This window comes from Halalkalibacter sp. AB-rgal2 (assembly GCF_041821005.1).
Taxonomy (GTDB): Bacteria; Bacillota; Bacilli; order Bacillales; family Bacillaceae_D; genus Halalkalibacter.
Genome location: NZ_JBGUAV010000003.1, coordinates 140,685 through 157,373 on the forward strand (window position 1 = coordinate 140,685; position 16,689 = coordinate 157,373).

9 protein-coding genes are annotated in these 16,689 nt (G+C 37.5%); 4 read left to right on the top strand and 5 right to left on the bottom strand.

All coding sequences use genetic code 11. From position 1 onward, the window contains the following. Positions 1-117 precede the first annotated feature (117 nt). Positions 118-975, top strand: coding sequence for a metallophosphoesterase (locus ACERJO_RS03780; RefSeq protein ID WP_373646595.1), 858 nt, complete (start codon positions 118-120; stop codon positions 973-975). A 69-nt stretch (positions 976-1,044) separates the two neighbouring features. Here ACERJO_RS03780 and ACERJO_RS03785 read toward each other — a convergent pair whose 3' ends face one another. The 5 genes from ACERJO_RS03785 to ACERJO_RS03805 form a co-directional block, all read right to left on the bottom strand. Beyond that, entirely contained in the window at positions 1,045-7,098 is a 6,054-nt protein-coding gene (locus tag ACERJO_RS03785; RefSeq protein WP_373646597.1) for an immunoglobulin-like domain-containing protein, read from the bottom strand. Between the two features lie 130 nt (positions 7,099-7,228). After that, positions 7,229-8,215, bottom strand: a complete 987-nt coding sequence (gene yjfF, locus ACERJO_RS03790) for a galactofuranose ABC transporter, permease protein YjfF (protein ID WP_373646599.1) — start codon at positions 8,213-8,215, stop codon at positions 7,229-7,231. Then, a complete protein-coding gene (locus ACERJO_RS03795; RefSeq protein ID WP_247105061.1) occupies positions 8,212-9,249 on the bottom strand; it encodes an ABC transporter permease in 1,038 nt (345 codons plus the stop codon). Before ACERJO_RS03795 ends, yjfF begins: the two co-directional genes overlap by 4 nt. Next, the gene (locus ACERJO_RS03800) at positions 9,246-10,766 is read right to left on the bottom strand and encodes a sugar ABC transporter ATP-binding protein (RefSeq protein ID WP_373646602.1); all 1,521 of its coding nucleotides are present in this window, start codon (positions 10,764-10,766) and stop codon (positions 9,246-9,248) included. Before ACERJO_RS03800 ends, ACERJO_RS03795 begins: the two co-directional genes overlap by 4 nt. Before the next feature lie 90 nt (positions 10,767-10,856). Continuing rightward, positions 10,857-11,900, bottom strand: a complete 1,044-nt coding sequence (locus tag ACERJO_RS03805; protein ID WP_247105063.1) for an ABC transporter substrate-binding protein — start codon at positions 11,898-11,900, stop codon at positions 10,857-10,859. Between the two features lie 407 nt (positions 11,901-12,307). Between ACERJO_RS03805 and ACERJO_RS03810 the strand changes: the two genes are divergently transcribed. The 3 genes from ACERJO_RS03810 to ACERJO_RS03820 all read left to right on the top strand — a co-directional run bounded on the left by ACERJO_RS03810 (position 12,308) and on the right by ACERJO_RS03820 (position 16,670). Then, positions 12,308-14,047: a sensor histidine kinase gene (locus tag ACERJO_RS03810; protein ID WP_373646604.1), complete on the top strand. Its 1,740-nt coding sequence runs from the start codon at positions 12,308-12,310 to the stop codon at positions 14,045-14,047. Positions 14,048-14,052: 5 nt separating this feature from the next. Continuing rightward, positions 14,053-15,564 (top strand): response regulator, encoded by a 1,512-nt coding sequence (locus ACERJO_RS03815; RefSeq protein WP_373646605.1) that lies wholly within the window; start codon positions 14,053-14,055, stop codon positions 15,562-15,564. Positions 15,565-15,668: 104 nt separating this feature from the next. After that, positions 15,669-16,670 (top strand): substrate-binding domain-containing protein, encoded by a 1,002-nt coding sequence (locus tag ACERJO_RS03820; protein ID WP_373646606.1) that lies wholly within the window; start codon positions 15,669-15,671, stop codon positions 16,668-16,670. Positions 16,671-16,689: the final 19 nt, after the last annotated feature.

Consider the following 16,689-nt stretch of genomic DNA (forward strand, 5'->3'; position numbering starts at 1 on the left):
CTCTTTATAGTAAGCGCTATCTTATTTATTTGTCAATCAATCATACTATAAAACATGTAATTGAAAGGATAATGATTTTTCTTTATAATAAATATTATTTTATAGTGAGGTGAGAAATTGAAAAAGAGTCGATTGTTTATTTTTTTTCTAATCATTAGCGTACTTTGTTTATTCATTATTTTCTTCCATTCTCAAAACAACTCCCTTGTCGTTACAGAAATCCAGGTTCAGTCTGAACAAATCCCGATCGGCTTTAACGAATTTACCATTGTCCAATTATCAGACCTTCACAATAAAAACTTTTCAAATGACCAACAAGTTTTACTCAAAAAAGTCAATCATACAAATCCAGATTTAATTGTATTTACAGGAGATTTAGTTGATTCAAAAAAGGATAATAACACACCTAGTCTCCTATTAATGGAGGAATTAGTGCAAATAGCTCCTACTTATTTTGTAACAGGAAACCACGAATGGTGGGCTGGCAATTTTGAAGAATTAGAGAATTCCTTAGTCAATATGGGTGTTCATGTAATGAGGAATTCAGTTGTTGAACTGATAAATAATCAGGATGTTATTCAAATGATTGGTATTGATGATCCAGCACACGCTAAGGGGCATGATTCAGAGCGTATTATCACAGAAATGTTTATTTTAGAAGCTATTACTGAACTCGAGGCAAAGCATTTTCAAATTTTATTAGCTCATCGTCCAGAAATGCTACCGCTTTATTCGGCATATGACTTTGATTTAGTTTTATCCGGGCATGCACATGGTGGACAAATGAGAATTCCTTTTATTGGGGGGCTGGTTGCTCCTAATCAAGGCTTCTTACCGAAATATACTTCTGGAGAACACGTACTAAACGATACGACAATGATTGTCAATAGAGGTCTTGGAAATAGCGTGATTCCATTACGTCTATTTAATCGTCCTGAAATCGTAGTCGTTACACTTAAATCTATTAAGAACTAGAATATATCTGTAGAGCTTGGAATAAAATCCAAGCTCTACTTTTACTCATTAAACGCATAACCTTAGTCTTTATTGCTCTTGTTTTCTTCTTTTATATAAGTAGGCAATACCACCAACGAACAATAATAAGGTTCCAATTAATAGGAACTGATATAAATTAGTTGCCGTATCTGGAAGAGGACCTTTACGATCTCCTCCTGGTGGTGGCTCTTCTCCTCCTGGTGGCGGCTCTTCTCCTCCTGGTGGCGGCTCTTCTCCTCCTGGCGGCGGCTCTTCTCCTCCTGGCGGCGGCTCTTCTCCTCCTGGCGGCGGCTCTTCTCCTCCTGGCGGCGGCTCTTCTCCTCCTGGCGGCGGCTCTTCTCCTCCTGGCGGCGGCTCTTCTCCTCCTGGTGGCGGCTCTTCTCCTCCTGGTGGCGGCTCTTCTCCTCCTGGTGGCGGCTCTTCTCCTCCTGGCGGCGGCTCTTCTCCTCCTGGCGGCGGCTCTTCTCCTGATTGCTCAATGACATGAACAAAGGCCATCGCCATTAATGCACCATCCACTGTTGTTACTGTTATAGTAGCTGTTCCAACTTCAAGACCAATCATTTCACCTTCGTTATTAATCTCAACAATAGCTGGATCATTCGAAGTCCAAACAACCTGTTGATTGGTTGCATTTGTTGGATAGATATTTGCATGTAATGAAACTTCTTCCCCCACATTTAATGTTACATCACTTTCGTCAAGCTCAATGCTCGTAACTGCTACATCATTTGATTCTTGAATACGTGGTAATGTCGCTTGTAAATTCTCATATTCTGAACTAGTAATTGGTAATACTGATCCATGACGTGCATTTGCTGGGAATGTATAGCTACTTGGTACAGACCATTCACCCGAGTCTAAATCTGTTGATTCTAAAGGTACATATCCTCTACCGCCAAACTCATCAACAAATAAATACCACTTCTCTTCTTCATTCGATTTGAAAATGATTGGCCCTTCCGTATGCCCAACATCAGGACGTCCCACCCCTTCTCTAATCATGTCAAAATCCGAATCAAAGATCGAATCGCCAACTTCCTGGAAAATATATTTTCCATTAGGAGCTTGGTTGGAATTGTTTCGTTCATCTTTAGAAAAACGATATATTTGCCCATCATGCTCAATCATAGTCGTATCAATAATCGAGTATCCTCGATCAATGTAAATGTTAGGATCACTAAACGTATAAAAATCTCTCGTTGTCGTATACATCATTCGATTGTGAGTTGCACCCGTTTGTCGATGTGCTTCATCTTCATATAACTTCGAGGCCCAGAAGATCACATATTCTCCTTTTTCATCATCATAAAATATTTCAGGTGCCCATGTATTTCCAGCTTCAGGAGGGGCAACTTCAACCTTCCGTTGTTCTGACCAATTAATTAAGTCGTTTGATTCCCAAACCATAATAGAACGACTACCATTCGTTTGTGCTCCATGCCAATCCCAATTTCCATAGATTCTTAAATCAGTTGCGATCATATAGAAGCGATCACCTTCTGGTGCACGAATGATAAACGGATCACGTACTCCTTGATCTCCTAACTGTGAAGTAATAACAGGTTGATCATCGTTCAAATCATTATAATGTAGGGGATCGTTTCCTTCGCTTAAAGCAAAGTATATTTGCTCGCCATCAGATCGTCCTTCTCCCTTCATATAACTGAACAAATAGCCTTCTAATTCCTTCTGTTCAGGCAGCTCCTTAACTGTAGCTAGGAACCCTTTCTTAATCACTTCTTCACCTTTCGTAATCGTTGCTATGAGTTTTACTTGCTGATCACCTTCTCCGTGTGCTGGACGAGTGACTTCCCCTGATTCAGAAATGATCTCAGGATTTTCTGAATGCCAAGTCATTTCCGATCCATTTTCACCACTTGTCGGTAATGTGAGATGACCTCGTACGTCTCTAATATGATGAATGTATAGAGCTCTAGCATCTTCAATTAGCTCTTCATATTCACTAGGCAAATGTAAGACCCTTACTGTAAACTTCTTTTCAACAGATTGAACTCCATCAGAGACCGTTAATGTAAGTGTCACCTCTTTATCTCCCTCTTCATAAGAAGGTCTACTCACAAATCCTTCATTAGTTATAATTGAAGAATCATTAGACTCCCATTTAAAAGTCATACCATATGCACCTTCACTAGGAAGAGATAAAGAATACATGACTTCTTCTTCATTTAAATTATTTGCTAAAATGTCACTAAAGCCGATTTGATTAGCGACATGTTCCACTAAAAACCCTTTTAAATCTTCTGCTTTAGCTGCTGATTCTACACTTAATTTCTCCACATCATCAGGCGATAGCGCACCATCATAGATTTGGAATTCGGCTATCATTCCTCCAAAATAAGGATCACTACTATAGAATGATCGACCAATAAACCCACTTGGCCCGGAAGTATTTGCAATCTCCTCTATCGTATAGCCATTTGTTGAACCAGAAGCTACCTCTTCACCATCGATATACAATGTAAGCGATTCTTCCTCACCGTCCATTACTGCAGTCACTAGCTTCCATTCATTAGCTGTTAATGGTCCAGTTGTCGCATTAGCATGCGCTTCATTTTGCCAGCTAGTGACCCCTAATCCGACCCGTGCTTCTCGATCACCTGAATTTCGGCTCGGTGTCGTAAACAAATATTTCTGATCATCCTGACCTAAGGCAAAGATCCACTCTGCTTCTCGATCACCTTTCCAATTCACTAATGATGAAACAGTCACACTATCTAAACCATCTAATACCCCTACAGGAAGCTCAATGTAAGACTGTACATCTCCTCCTTCAAAGTTTATTGCGCCGGCTTGATTTCCTTGAATCCAATCTCCACGCTCTCGGTTGACCCATTGTCCATTAAACGAGCCAGTTTGATCAGGAACCGTCGTTTCATTAATATCAGCCATATCATAATGTAAAATTAAATTAGACTCCGGCTCTTCAATTGGAATTGACCCATCTTCGTCTGCCAACTGAATAACCTCTTCGCTTGATAATGCTCGGTTGTAAATATGAAACTCATCGAATAAACCGTTAAAATACGGATGTGTATCTAGCCTTGACTTACCTAAATAATTCATTTTCGTTTCCATTAGCATTCTTGGCTCAACATTAAATGTAGAGCTTCTAGATACCTCTTCTCCGTTCACATAAAGAACAGCATCAAAGCCGTCAATTGTAATCGCTACATGCTGCCATTGACTTGTTGATAAACGCTGTGCGTTGAGCGCATATTTATAACTATTTGCTAATGGTGTCTGCTCATTACTGAACTTCTCTGTAAAAGGCGTGACAACGGCAAACTCTAACTGATTTGAATCTCCCTGTGTACTTAAATACATAGTATTTCGGTTTACAATTCGTCCAGTATCTGAAGCAAAGTCAAAAATGCGTTGATTCGCTTTGTTTTCCTTTACCTTTACCCAAGTTGACATCGTCATACTTTCTAAATTCAAATCTTGTATCAGATTTTCAGGTAACTCAACATACCCAGTATCTCCATCTAACTCAACAGCTCCAGACGAAGACCCAATTGTCTCATTTGTTGTAATAGTTGCTCCACCTTGTAAACTTGCATCAAAACCATTCCCTGAGACATCCCTAACTATTGTCCCTTCTACATCATTCGGATCAAACGAATATCGAACGACAGGCTCTTCGACTGGAGTAGGACCTGGTATTGCATAATGTTCCTGTACACGGTTATACTCATCACGAGTAATCGGGATAACCGTTCCATGTCTCGGGCCTGGTGGTAAAGCATAATCTGATGAAGGTAATAAATTGTCGACAAACTGCTGACCATCTTCTAAATTATCTGACCAACGTACATGGTAAGGCCATGAATCTAAAAACAAATACCACTTATCTTCATGAATATCTTTAAAAACTGTTTGTCCTTCATTATTCCCTTGATGGCCAATTAAGCCTCGGTTCCCATCACGAGTACCTTCAATTAATTCAAACTGAAAGCCATTATCTTCAATACCATCTGCATCATAGAAAATATGTGGTGCCTTCTCATAATACACCCTATAATTCACTTCACTTTTTGTAAATCGGTACAGTGTATCATCATGCTCAATAAAGGTCGTATCAATCGTTGGAAAGCCGTCATCTATAAAAACTTTCGGCTCTGAAAAGGTGTGAAAGTCACGGGTCGTAGCATAATACATCACATTATATTGACCTGCAGGTCTTCCATTAGGGTAATCGCCATACGTATCTTCATTTTTCATTGACGAAGCCCAAAATACAACATAATCACCTGTATTCGGATCATAAAAAGCCTCTGGAGCCCAAGTGTTACCACCTTTTTCTGGAGCGACTTTCACCATGCGTTGCTCACTCCAATTCACTAAGTCATCTGACTCCCAGATCATTAAATAGTGACTACCTGTTATTTGTGCTTGATCAAAGTTCGTACTTTCTCCCATTTTCAAATCTGTTGCAAGCATATAAAACTTATCGCCTTCTGGGGATCGAATGATAAACGGATCACGTAATCCTTCTTCACCCATTGTCGACTGTATAACCGATTGTCCATTGTTCAATGCTCTCCACATTAAAGGGTCTTCTGCAGTTGCAAAGGAGATTTCTTCCCCACCTTCATATTCGCCGGTAAAATAAGAAAAGAAATAAGCATCATACTCGACTTCACCAGGATCTTTTAATACATTCACTTCAAACTCTCGTTGTTCAAATACGTCATCTAATGCGATTGTAGCCGTTAACGTAACTGCTACATCTTCACTTTGTCTAGTTACCCACCCTAATTGTTCTAATTGCCCTTCAGCTTCTTCTGTTCCTTTAATAATAGATGGGTGTGAAGACTCCCACGTAATCTTTGAACCGTGCTCACCCTCAATTGGTAAATGAAGATTCCCTTTCACTTTCTCTTGATTATAAATAGAAATAGCATTTGCATCAGATTGAACCTTATATACATCTGTCCACTCTTGAAGGACAATAACTGTAAATGTCTTTGTAACCGATAACCCTTCATAATGAAGAGTTGCAGATAAATCAATCATCGTATCCCCATCCTCAGCACTTGGACGAGTTACAGCCCCATTGTGAGAAAGAACATCAGGATGACTAGACTCCCAATCAATCTCAACACCATGCTTACCTAGAGTAGGTAATGATACATGACGAGTGACATGGTCTAAATCCTCATCTTGATCTGAAAGATACGGTATTAAATCTAGAGATTCGTAAGCATCTTGCAAAACAAGTTCATGAATAGAGGTTATTTGAGCCAATGTATTTGTATAAAGCTCCTCTATTTGTACGTTTGATAGAGCTTCGTCATACACACGAAAATCTCCAATCACTCCTTTAAAATAAGGATCATTTTCAAAAATAGATTTTCCGATAAAGCCTGAAAATGAAGCACTGTCATCAATAATATTCGCTAATTGCTTGCCTTGTGCTGATCCGGACGCGACTTCCTCACCATTAACAAATAAACTTAATGTATCCTCAGAGCCTGAGAACACAACGGTAACGACTTCCCAGCTATTAGATCTCAAGCCTTCGTTGCTTCTCATTAACGTTTCATTCCTCCAACCAGCCTCTGAAATACCAGTTGCTGCTACATTGCTATTTTCAATTCCATGTCTCGGTGTCGCAAAAAAGTAAGCGTTACCATTTTCGATATCATCCGATACTTTCCCCAGCCCAAAGATCCAACGGTTTTGACCATCATTTTCCCAATTCACTAGCGCAGAAATTGTTACATCCTCTACTCCTTCAAGAAAATCCTCACCTTCAGGACTTTTAGGAATTTCAATATATCCACTATTCGAATTCGTTCCTCCTCCATTAAACGAAACAAATCCCCCTTCTTCATTATGAAGAATTTGACCATTTTCAGGGTTTTTAAATAGACCGTCAAATTGTTGTCCACTTTCTGATACATCCCTTACTTTTATAACCCCATCTTCTTCCGCATATGAAGACATATTGTAATGTAGGATTAACGAATCTTCTTCTGTATTTGCTAGAATTGGTGCTGGGTTTATCATAGAAGGGAATAGCAATAGAACGATTAAACTAATAGACAACCACTTTTGCTTCATTATTCGATTCATATTTTTCCTCCTTCAAAATTCTTTACTATACATAGACATAAAAGGTCACCTTAAAGATTAAAACCAAACTTTTTCAATGCCCTTTAAACATAACCTTCTTCCGTACGATTACTCACACCCCCTTCAAAAACTAATGAGCTGAAACTGTTTCTTTCTTATGATCAGTCCTCATAACGATGATACGTTGAAGGACAATGAATAAAAGCAGTAATAATCCAATCGCAATTCGCGTCCACCAGGCACTAAGTGACCCTTCAAAAACAATAAGTGATTGAATCGTCCCCAAAATAAGAACACCTACAACACTTCCGGCAACATATCCAACTCCACCGGTTAATAAAGTCCCACCAATAACGACAGCAGCTATTGCATTTAATTCAAACCCATTAGCATGTAAGCCATAGCCTGATAACATATAAAAGGTGAAAACAATTCCTGCTAATGAAGCTGTAAAGCCACTTAATGTATAAACCATGATTTTTGTTCTCCCAACCGGAAGCCCCATTAACATTGCAGACTGCTCACTTCCTCCAATCGCATAAACATTACGACCAAACTTTGTATAGTGAGCAATAAAAATAGCTGCTACAACAACAATCAAAGCGATAAGGACACTGTAAGAAAGAAAATAATCACCTACATAGATTCTTGTACTCGCCATGTATTTAAAGAAATCATGATCGATCGTAATCGTTTGCACACTTATTACAAAGCTTAACCCTCTTGCTAAAAACATCCCTGCCAGTGTTACGATGAAAGGCTGTAATTGAAAATAATGAATACAACAGCCCATTAAGAATCCCAGCACAGGACCGACTAATAGGGCTATAGGAATGACTAACCAAACAGGCACTCCTTGAACAAGCAAACTAGCAACGACCATGCTCGTCAAAGCAATGACCGATCCAACTGATAAATCAATTCCACCAGATAAGATAACAAATGTCATTCCAACCGCCACAATAATCAAAAAAGCATTATCGACAAATAAATTAAGAAACACTTGCGGTGACGAAAAGTTATCATATCTCACTAATCCAAATACATACATAAGTAAAAAAAGACCAATTGTAATAAACACCGGAATAAGCCGTTTATTTATGTGTAATAGATTCAAGTCATTGTCACTCCTTTCCCCTTTTCCTTCATAGGCTTATTACGAGAGAACACACTCGATATTTTCTTTCTAAATTGTGGGGATTGAAGAAGGCAAACGAGTAAGACGACTAAAGCTTTTACAACTAAAATAATATCTGCTGGAACCCCAATTGAATAAATCGTTGTTGTTAAGCTTTGAATAATAAGGGCACCGATCACTGTCCCCATTAAATAGAACCTTCCTCCCATTAATGAAGTACCGCCGATAACGACTGCTAAAATCGCATCAAGTTCATACCATAAGCCTGCATTGTTTCCATCTGCACTCATGACATTCGAGCTCAATATCAATCCTGCAATTCCAGCACATAATCCACAAAACATGTAAACCATTAAGATGACATTTTTTGATTGGATACCTGCTAAGCGGCTCGCAGTCGGATTTCCACCTACTGATTCAATAAATAATCCGATAGCGGTTTTTCGAGTCAGATACATTGCAATGAATAGAACAAATAGAACGATAAAAATCGAGAAAGGTAACATCAATAAATACCCTCCTCCTATAAATGAATACGGAGAATAATACACAGTTGTAATCTGTCCATTAGTGATAAGTTGGGCAATTCCTCTACCGGCTACCATTAGAATTAATGTCGCTACAATCGGTTGAATGCCTAGCCTAGAAATTAATAATCCATTCCAAAGTCCCGTCACAACCGCCAATAGCAGTGCAAACAAGATCGCTAGAAAAAGAGGTGTTAAACTGTCCGTTGATGCCCCAAAGCTCCCTCCGACAACAGTTGCAGCAATTGCCCCTGACATGGCAATAACTGATCCTACCCCTAAGTCAATCCCTTTTGTGGCGATGACAAGCGTCATGCCAATTGAAATAAGGATTAATGGTGCACCACGGTTTAAAATGTTAATTAAACTACCAGTCAAATGCCCATTTCTCACTTCAATAATAAAAAAGCTTGGATTAATCACTAAATTAAAAAGTAAAATGAGGCCAAGCATAACAAGTGGCCAAAACAGCTTTGATCTCATCATCCATTTCCACCTGCCATTTCCTCCATAATATGTGACTGATCCAATTGCCCTTCATTGACCCATTCAGACACCTTTTCACGATCTCTCAACACAATGACTCGTCTACTACATCTAATCACTTCTTCAAGTTCAGCAGAAATGAAAACAATGGATTTCCCTTCCTCACTCAGACGAATCATTAACTTTTCTATTTCAGCTTTCGCACCTACATCAATCCCTCTAGTTGGTTCGTCTAAAATCAGTAAATCTGGGTTTGTCATAAGCCAGCGTGCTAATAAGACCTTCTGTTGATTGCCACCGCTTAAATTTTTGATCAACTGTTCTGGATTTCGAGGGTTTATGTTTAACAATTCGATATATTGATCAGCTAACTCTATTTGCTTCTTTTTTTGGATAAATGAAAACCACCCATAGACACCTTGAATAGCTAAGATCATGTTTTCTCTAACGGTTAATTCCGGGATAATCCCATCTGCTTTTCGATTTTCTGAACAAAAGGCAATGCGCTGTTTAATTGCTTGCTTAGGTGAGGAAAAATCGACCTTTTGACCACGTATATACATTTCTCCATCGTCTAATTTATCTGCTCCGAATAATAATCGGGCTATTTCGGTTCGCCCTGAACCTAACAATCCTGCAAAACCGACGATTTCATTAGAATGCAATGTCAAATGAAATGGTTGAATACTCCCTTTTTTAGAGCCATTCACTACCTTTAAAAAGACAGGATGCTCTTGTTCAATATGAGTCTGTGATTCTTTCTCGAGCTTAGCATCAAGCTGCTCTTTTTCAGTGCCAATCATCTTCTCCACTAATTTAAACCGTGGTAACTCATAAGTTAAATACTCACCAATCAATTGACCATTTCTCAATACTGTCATTCGATCTGCTATTTCATAGATCTGATCTAAGAAATGGCTAATAAAAATAATCGCCATGCCCTCTTGTCTGAGCTTTCTCATTACATTAAACAATTGCTGTACCTCATTTAAATCCAAGCTCGATGTAGGCTCATCCAAAATAAGAACTTTACATGAAATATTAAGAGCTCGCGCAATCGCAATCATTTGTTGAATTGCAACGGAATATGATGATAGCTCCTTTGTCACATCAATCGTTAAATCGAGACGTTTCAATATTTGTTCAGATTTGACTTTCATTGTCTTCCAGTCAATTCTCCCACGCTTTAACAACTCACGACCTATGAAAATATTTTCAACAACAGAGAGATTAGGGCATAAATTAACCTCTTGATACACTGTACTAATCCCTACTTCTTGAGAGTGAATCGGACTCGTTACATGCAATTCATTATCTTCAAGTAAAATGATGCCTTGATCGTACGTATATACACCTGTTAATACTTTAATTAACGTCGATTTCCCTGCACCATTTTCACCCATTAATGCATGTACTTCACCTGGAAATAATCGAAACGCGACATTCGATAGCGCTTTTACACCTGGAAATTCTTTTGTTATTCCTTCCATAGTTAAAATCGGTTTCTCATCACTCATACTACTCCACCTCCAGTCAGCTTAATAACGATCAGCATGTTATAAGCCACTTTCTTTCCTCACTGGGATCAAGTGGCTTATTTTTTTCTATTAATACGTTCTTGAATCAATTAGATCAGCAGCCTGATCCATTGTATACATATCTTCTTCTACTGCTATTCTCTTCGGTAATTCTTCACCAGCAAAATGCGCTTCAATTAACTCAACAAGTTGCGGCCCAAACTGTGGATTACATTCAATGGTTACGTTCATCTTCCCAGCGACCATCGCTTCAAATGCACCCTTTACTGCATCAACGCCAATAACGATAATATCCTCAGCAGGCTTAAGGCCATATTCTTCAATAGCTTGAATCGCACCTATCGCCATATCATCATTATGAGCATATAAAACATCAATGTTATCACCATCTGAACGTAAGAAAGCTTCCATTACTTCTTTGCCTTCTGTTCTAGTAAAATTACCTGTTTGTGATTGTGTGATTGTCAATTGTGGATGATCAGCAATAATTTCTTCAAACCCTTCTTTTCGATCAATTGCCGGTGCTGAGCCTACAGTTCCTTGTAGCTCAACTATATTAATGTCACCTTCAACATCTGCTAACTCGTCTACGAGCCATCTACCAGCTTTTCTACCTTCTTCTACAAAGTCTGAGCCTAAGAACGTTACCCACATCGAGTCATCATCAATATCTACCGCACGGTCCACTAGGAATACAGGAATCTCAGCGTCCTTTGCTTCTTGTAATACAGTCTCAAACCCTGTCTCAACAACCGGTGAGAAAACAATCGCATCTACACCTTGTGAAATAAAGGAGCGTATCGCCATGATTTGATTTTGTTGCTGCTGCTGCGCATCGGAAAACTGTAAATCATGTCCTGCATCTGCAATTGCATCTTGAATCGATTGTGTATTTGCTGTCCGCCACTCACTTTCAGCGCCCACTTGAGAAAACCCAATGACGAGAGAATCCGATTTCTCTGACTGATTTGCTTCCTCTTCAACCTCATCACCATTATCAACCTCATCCTCCACTTCCTGATCTACTTCAGAAGCATCACCACAAGCAACTAAAAAGCTTAACACTAGCACAACCAATAATAGTAGCCATTTTGTACGAATGACTTTTGACATTGACCTTCCCCCTTTATATTTCGCTAATAACGAATTGACTTAATTAGCGTACGGTCATTATAAAACGCTTTCATTTAGAAGTTAATAAATGAATTTTTGAATAAATGTTGTTTTATTTTGAATCTCACAGATCTTATTTCTTTTTTGTGTAATTTATTTAAAGCTTGTTGTACTTTTTTTTGATAGCTTGCGAAATAGACATATACATGTGCTACCCCATGATAAAACAATCGCTAAATTACGCAGATTTTGTCTATAAAATGATGGAATAAAAACAAGAATAAAAGCAAATCCTCACCCAATCCGTCGAGATTGAGCTAGTTACAAAAAAAAGATTTCAATTTAATTACTAATGATATAAAATACTCTTTAAAGCGCTTACAAAATTAAATGTGGTGAGAACTATTATGAGCATGAAGCATTTATTCGTTTCTAGTTTGCGGACTAAATTTCTTATTATGTTTATTGTCTTAACCGTTATCCCGTTAGTATTTGTAGGTATGATCTCTTACCAGAAAGCGATGAATATTATTTCTGAAAATGCCATTTCGAAGTCTCAGCTAAAAGGTACACAGCTCAGTCAAGAAATTGATGGAATTTTTCAAAATATAATGAGGTTCACCGAAATTGGTAAACAGGAGAATACGATACGTTTTTTGATGGATGACTGGCATGAATATGATTACGAGGATGCCAAATCCATTTTGAATATGTTTACGACCTATCGCGAGATTATTCCAATGAGTCGCCATATTCTTGAAATTACGATAATAAACCAAAGTGGAAAAGCATTAAGTGAAAGTAAAGGATTACATACCAATCACATTTCTTCTACTATAAATGAAGAAATAGATGTGATCCGACATACTACCCAACCAATTATGGAGCTGACAGAATTTAATTCGGAAACAGTCATCTCTATTACTCAACCTATTATCTGGGATATTACTCATGAAACGGTTGGATATATGAATATTATTGTCGATCATACCGTTATCCTTTCCCTCTTAGAAGAAGCTTCATTAGAACAAAATGGTCTATTTTTTATTCAGTCAAATCATGAGAACTTTCCTTTTACGATTTATCACAATGATTTATATACTCAAAATCTTCGTAGTGAAACCGATTTCAATAATATTTTTCACGAAGCTGAATCGGATCAATCTGTACTCATCACGTCGCATGAATCTGATACGACAGGTTGGCTCATTTTTGGTGTAGTTCCAGAAAAGGAAATATTAAAGGAAGCAAATAGTATTCGAAACTTAATTATGTTAACAGTTGTCAGTAGTATTATTTTTACGATTTCGCTCTACATATTCATTACTTCGAGACTCATTAGACCGATCAGCCATTTAAAAGATAAGATTAAATTAGCTTCTAATGGTGATTTGACGGTGAAAGTAGAAAATCATAGCTTTGATGAAATTTCAGAGCTTGGTCAATCATTTAATAGAATGATTGAAAAAATTAAAGCACTTCTAGAAACAAGTATAAATAAAGAAAAACAATTAAAAATGGCCGAGCTACGAGCACTACAAGCTCAAATTAACCCTCATTTTCTCTACAATACTCTAGATACAATTATTTGGATGGCTGAAGCTAAAAAAGAGAAAGACGTTATGACCATTACGAAAGCATTGTCTCATTTTTTTCGAATATCTTTAAATAAAGGGAAAGATTTAATCACGATTGAACAGGAGATTAGTCACGTGAAAAACTACTTAGTCATTCAAAAAATAAGGTATCGCGATATTTTAGATATACAATTTACGATAAATAAAGAGATTGAGCCATTTATTATTCACAAGCTTACACTGCAACCATTAATTGAAAATGCTATCTACCATGGAATAAAAAACAAAAGAGGAAAAGGTTTTATCCACATCATTGGTGATTTCGATTCAAACAAGCACATCTGTTTTCGCATAACGGACAATGGTCTCGGCATCGAAGAGAAGAAATTAGCCGAAATCAGACGCTGTTTATTAGCAAATGAGCCCGTACAAACTGCAAAAGGTGGATATGGAATGTACAACGTTCAAGAGCGAATTCGACTCTATTATGGTGAGCCATATGGTATTGAGATTGATAGTGTATATGGCATGGGCACTACTATTCATTTAACTATTCCAATGGAGAGGTGAGATTTATGAAAAAAGTATTTTTAGTCGATGATGAAATCGAAGTGCGGGAAGGGATTAGACATTGTATGGATTGGGAGAATAATGGGTTCCTATTTTGTGGAGATGCGCCCGATGGTGAAATGGCTCTTCCCTTAATTGAACAAGAGCAACCTGATATTGTCATAACTGATATTAAAATGCCCTTTATGGATGGTCTGGAGTTAAGTCGGATATTACGTAATAAGTTACCTTATACAAAAATTATTATTCTCAGTGGCCATGATGAATTTGAATATGCACGAGAAGCTTTACGAATCCAAATTACCGAGTATTGTTTAAAACCACTAAATGCTACTGATTTATTAGACGTGCTATTAAAATTATCAAAGCAAATCGATTTAGAAAAGAAAGAAAGAGACAAATTAAATGAATTACAAAATAAAGCAACTGAAAACGAAAATCTGACTAAAAATCAATTTTTATTAGATTTATGTGAAGGAATGTATTCCACTACAAATGCTATTAAAGAAGCAGATAAATTGAACATTCAACTAATTGCCAGTTATTACGTTGTTGTTATGATTGAATTACAACAAAAATTGCACCCACTCATACATTCTATACCTTCGTTTTCAATCATTCAATTTCAACGTAATGGCAAAGAGACTGTTTACATTATAAAAGCCAATTCTAAACAAATCATAACGAAACAAATACAACATATTAAAGAAGCCTTGAAATCATCTTCAGGAAATATATTCGGAATGGGAACAGTTAAGGACCGTATTCAAGACATTCCCACCTCTTATCAAGAAGCCTATGCGCAAGTGCATAACAATCGAAGCTTTTATGCACCTCTCCCGATAACGGGCATACAATCATTTTTTAACAGAACTGAAATGAAGCAATTCTTATCATATGGTCAGACTGAGGAAATCACACCATTATGTAGAGGGCTCATAAAGGAACTAAATCGAAAAAGCGAGAGTCATTCATTTATATATTATTACTTTCTAATGGAATTCACGGCAACTGTTACGGATTACTTGAAGAGTCTAAGCAACAACTCTAATGATCATTTCGTTTCTTCAATCCAACAAATTGAGCTTAATCAATCCATTCATGATTCTTCACAGCTAGCAAGTTATATGACATCTATTCTAACAGAAGTGATTCAACTACGGAATCAACTCAAAAGTAAAAATTACCCTCTTATTCAAAAAGCGAAAGAGTTTATGAAAGAGCATTACGCAGATTCTCAACTGTCTCTGCAAAAAATTGCAGACGTAGTCAATGTTAGTCCAGCTTATTTTAGTCACATTTTTAGTCAAGAAGAAGGACAAACAATAAAGGAATATTTAACTTTTATCCGAATTGAAAAAGCGAAAGAGTTGCTTATTACTACAAATGAGAAAACCTATGAAATCGCATTAAAAGTCGGTTATAGTGATTCCCATTATTTTTGTAATATGTTTAAGCGCATCACAACTATGACTACACGAGAATTTAAACGACAAAGTTTAATGAAGCTGAATTAAAGCGACCTGCTGAAAAGCATCGTTTGAAGTCGTTACGAGCATTTGAGCAAAACACAGCGCTTTTTTTATCAACTTCGCTTCTATGACAAAGGAGGCTATCGTCATTGAAACTATCCGTAATGATCATTTGTTCATTATTTCTTTTTAGTGCTAGTGCCTGTCATATCATCACAACAGATGAGCCTGAACTATTTCCTGACGAAACGAATGTGCAGCTTGAAGAAAGAGATACCATTACCTTTGCTATCATCTATCCTGTCGCTCACTCTTTCTTTGAAGCAGTAACAGTTAGTGCTAAGGAAACTGCAGAAGCAATGGGAGTCGAAGTCCTTATACGCGCTCCTTCAACTGCTAATGTCGAATCACAAATTCAAATCATTGAGCACTTCATCCAGCAAGGAGTCGATGGAATTGCAATCGGCCCTACCGATTCTGCCGCTCTCACTCCATTCATTAATAAAGCTGTACTAGAAGGAATTCCTGTTATTTGTTTTGATACGGATGCACCTGAAAGTAAGCGCCTTTCCTATATTGGCACAGATAATTTAGCTGCTGGCGAACATTTAGGTGAGGTTGTTGCTCGTCTCCTAGATTATCATGGTGACCTTATTATAAGTACAGGATTATCAACAATGCTGAATCTTAACTCAAGAATAGAGGGTGTCAAAAATACACTTAAGCAGTACCCTGAGATTAACATAATAGAAATAAAGTCAAATGAAGGTATCCCATCGAAAACCATTACTAACATTGAACAAATGATTGAAGAATATCCAGACTTTGATGCATTAGTTGGAATTGATTCACTTTCTGGCCCTGCTGCCGTAACAGTATGGAAAGCGAAAGGACTCCAAGATAAAATAGCTGTCACCTTCGATGATTTACCAATGATTATTGACGGTGTACAAAATAATCAAATTAACAGTACTATTTCACAAAGCCAATTTGTATGGGGACAATTAATCGTGGAACGACTGTATGAAAACTATTATGGCCATGAAATACCTGAATATGAAATGACTGAAACGCTTGAAGTTAATCTAGAAAACGTTAATGACTATTTGAATCAATTAAACGGAAATTCTAATATAGAGCACAAACAATAATGCACTTAGTTCAGCGTTT

Coding starts and splice junctions, on each gene's coding strand:
- ACERJO_RS03805 (WP_247105063.1), bottom strand. CDS start 11,900: ATGTCAAAAGTCATTCGTACAAAATGGCTACTATTATTGGTTGTGCTA.
- ACERJO_RS03810 (WP_373646604.1), top strand. CDS start 12,308: ATGAGCATGAAGCATTTATTCGTTTCTAGTTTGCGGACTAAATTTCTT.
- ACERJO_RS03800 (WP_373646602.1), bottom strand. CDS start 10,766: ATGAGTGATGAGAAACCGATTTTAACTATGGAAGGAATAACAAAAGAA.
- ACERJO_RS03795 (WP_247105061.1), bottom strand. CDS start 9,249: ATGATGAGATCAAAGCTGTTTTGGCCACTTGTTATGCTTGGCCTCATT.
- ACERJO_RS03785 (WP_373646597.1), bottom strand. CDS start 7,098: ATGAATCGAATAATGAAGCAAAAGTGGTTGTCTATTAGTTTAATCGTT.
- ACERJO_RS03815 (WP_373646605.1), top strand. CDS start 14,053: ATGAAAAAAGTATTTTTAGTCGATGATGAAATCGAAGTGCGGGAAGGG.